This is a genomic window from Streptomyces populi, from assembly GCF_002911015.1.
Taxonomy (GTDB): Bacteria; Actinomycetota; Actinomycetes; order Streptomycetales; family Streptomycetaceae; genus Streptomyces; species Streptomyces populi.
The window spans coordinates 1-2,538 of sequence record NZ_KZ627074.1; the positions used below are offsets into that span (position 1 = coordinate 1).

The 2,538-nt window shown below is 73.6% G+C and carries 2 protein-coding genes; both read right to left on the reverse strand.

What is annotated here, in order from left to right:
* On the reverse strand, positions 1–489 hold a 489-nt coding region (locus CW362_RS42645), incomplete at its 3' end, for a beta-ketoacyl synthase N-terminal-like domain-containing protein (RefSeq protein WP_162684449.1).
* Positions 490–530: 41 nt separating this feature from the next.
* Positions 531–2,538, reverse strand: a 2,008-nt coding sequence (locus CW362_RS42650) for a type I polyketide synthase (protein ID WP_162684450.1), incomplete at its 5' end; no start/stop codon positions are given.

Genomic DNA, 2,538 nt, shown 5'->3' on the forward strand with positions numbered 1-2,538 from the left:
GCCGTAGTCGGTCGCCTGGCTGCCGACGTAGACGCCGGTGTTCTCGCCCCGCAGCGACGACGGGTCGAGGCCGGCCGACTCCAGCGCCTCCCAGGAGGTCTCCAGCAGCAGCCGCTGCTGGGGGTCCATCGCCAGTGCCTCACGCGGTGAGATGCCGAAGAACTCCGCGTCGAAGTCGCCGGCCGTGTGCAGGAAGCCGCCGACGTCCACGTAGCTGGTGCCGGGGGTGCGGCCGGTGGGGTCGTGGAGGGAGTCGGTGTTCCAGCCGCGGTCGGCGGGGAAGGCGCCGACCGCGTCGCGGCCCCGGGCCACCAGGTCCCACAGGGCGTCGGGGGTGTCGGCCCCGCCGGGGAACCGGCACGCCATGCCGACGATCGCGACCGGCTCGTGCGCGGCCTCGGCCAGCTGCTGGTTCTCCAGGCGCAGCCGCTCGTTCTCCTTCAGCGAGGAGCGCAGAGCCGCGACGACCCGCTCTGTCGAAGCTGTCATGATTTTTCCTTATGGGATGAGGGGTGGCGGGCGCTGCTGCGTCAGAGGCGGAGTTCGCTGTCGAGGATGTCGAACAGTTCGTCGTCGGTGGCGGAGTGGACGTCCGCCTGGGTGCCGGCTGCCGCGATGGCCTGCCACTTGCGCAGCAGGCTCTGCAGCCGTGCGACGGCGTCGGCGTCCAGCGCGTCGTCGAGCGCGGTGCCGTCGAGGGCGTCGAGGGCGTCGAGGGCCTCGTGCGCGAGGGGCGGCCGGGCGCCCTGGTCGGCGAACAGCCGGGAGAGCAGTTCCGCGCTCAGGGCCTCGGCCGTGGGGTGGTCGAAGACCATGGTCGCGGGGAGCCGGAGCCCGACGGCCGTGTTGATCCTGTTGCGCAGTTCCACGCCGGTCAGCGAGTCGAACCCGAGGTCCTTGAAGCTCTGTTCGCCGGAAAGCGCGGACGCCGAGGCGTGTCCGAGGACGGCGGCGGCCTCGCCCCGCACCAGGTCGAGCAGCAGGCGTCCGCGTTCCTTGGCGGGTGCCTGGTCCAGGCGGGCGCGCAGCGGGGCGCGGTCCGTGGTGTCGGCGGCGGGTCCCGCGCTGCGCCGGACGGGCGGGCGGACGAGTGCGCGCAGCAGGGCCGGCACCTGCTGCGGGTCGGCCCGTGCCGGGTCGACGGGGATCGCCACGGCGAGGGGGTGCGGGGTGCGCAGTGCCTCGTCGAAGAGGGCGAGTCCGTCGTGGGAGGTGAGGGTGCTCAGGCCGGTGCGGCTCATGCGTTGCAGGTCGGTGTCCTCCAGGTGGCCGGTCATGCCGCTGCGGTCGGCCCACAGTCCCCACACCACCGATGTGCCGGGCAGTCCCTGCCCGGCGCGCTGGTGTGCCAGGGCGTCCAGGTAGGTGTTGGCGGCGGCGTAGTTGCTCTGGCCGGGGCCGCCGAGGGTGCCCGCGGCCGAGGAGAACAGGACGAACGCCGACAGGTCGGCCCCGCGGGTCAGGTCGTGCAGGTGCCGTGCCGCCTCGGCCTTGGGCCGCAGTACCCGGTCGAGGTGTGCGGGGGTCATCGTCTCGAGCAGGCCGTCGTCGAGGGCTCCCGCCGCGTGTACGACCGCGGTGAGCGGGGTGCGGGCGCGGGTCAGGCAGGCGGCGAGTTCCTCGCGGTCGGCGACGTCGCAGGCGGCGATCGTCACGTCGGCGCCCAGTTCCTGGAGTTCGGTGCTCAGTTCGGCCGCGCCGGGGGTGTTGGGGCCGCGCCGGCCGGTCAGCAGCAGGTGGCGGGCGCCGTGCCGGGTGACCAGGTGTCTGGCCACCTGTGCGCCCAGGGTGCCGAGGCCGCCGGTGATCAGCACGGTGCCCTCGGGGTCCAGGGGGGCGGGCACGGTCAGTACGACCTTGCCGATGTTGCGGCCGTGTCCCAGGAAGCGGAAGGCTTCCGGTGCCCGGCGGATGTCCCAGCAGGTGAGCGGGGCCGGTTGCAGTACTCCTTGGGTGAACAGCCGGGCCACGTCGGTGAGGATCTCCCCGATGCGCTGCGGGCTGGGTTCGGCGATGTCGAAGGCCTGGTAGTGCACGCCGGGGTGCCGGGCGGCGACCTGGTCGGCGTCGCGGACGTCGGTCTTGCCCATCTCGATGAACCGGCCGCCGCGGGGCAGCAGCCGCAGTGAGGCGTCCACGAATTCCCGGGCCAGCGAGTTGAGGACGACGTCCGTGCCCCGGCCGTCGGTGGCGCGCATGAGGTGCTGTTCAAAGTCGAGGCTGCGGGAGGAGGCGATGCGGTCCGGGGCGATCCCCAGGTCCCGCAGTGCCTGCCACTTGCCCTCGCTCGCGGTGGCGTAGACCTCGGCGCCCCAGTGCCGGGCGAGCTGGACGGCGGCCATGCCGACGCCGCCCGCGGCGGTGTGGACGAGCAGTGACTGGCCGGCGCCGAGGCCGGCCAGGTCCTTCAGCCCGTAGTAGGCGGTGAGGTAGACCACGGGGATCGCGGCGGCCTGGGCGAAGCCGAGTCCGGCCGGGATCGTGGTGAGCATGCGGTGGTCGGCCACGGTCACCGGTCCGCTGCCGGTGCCGGAGAAC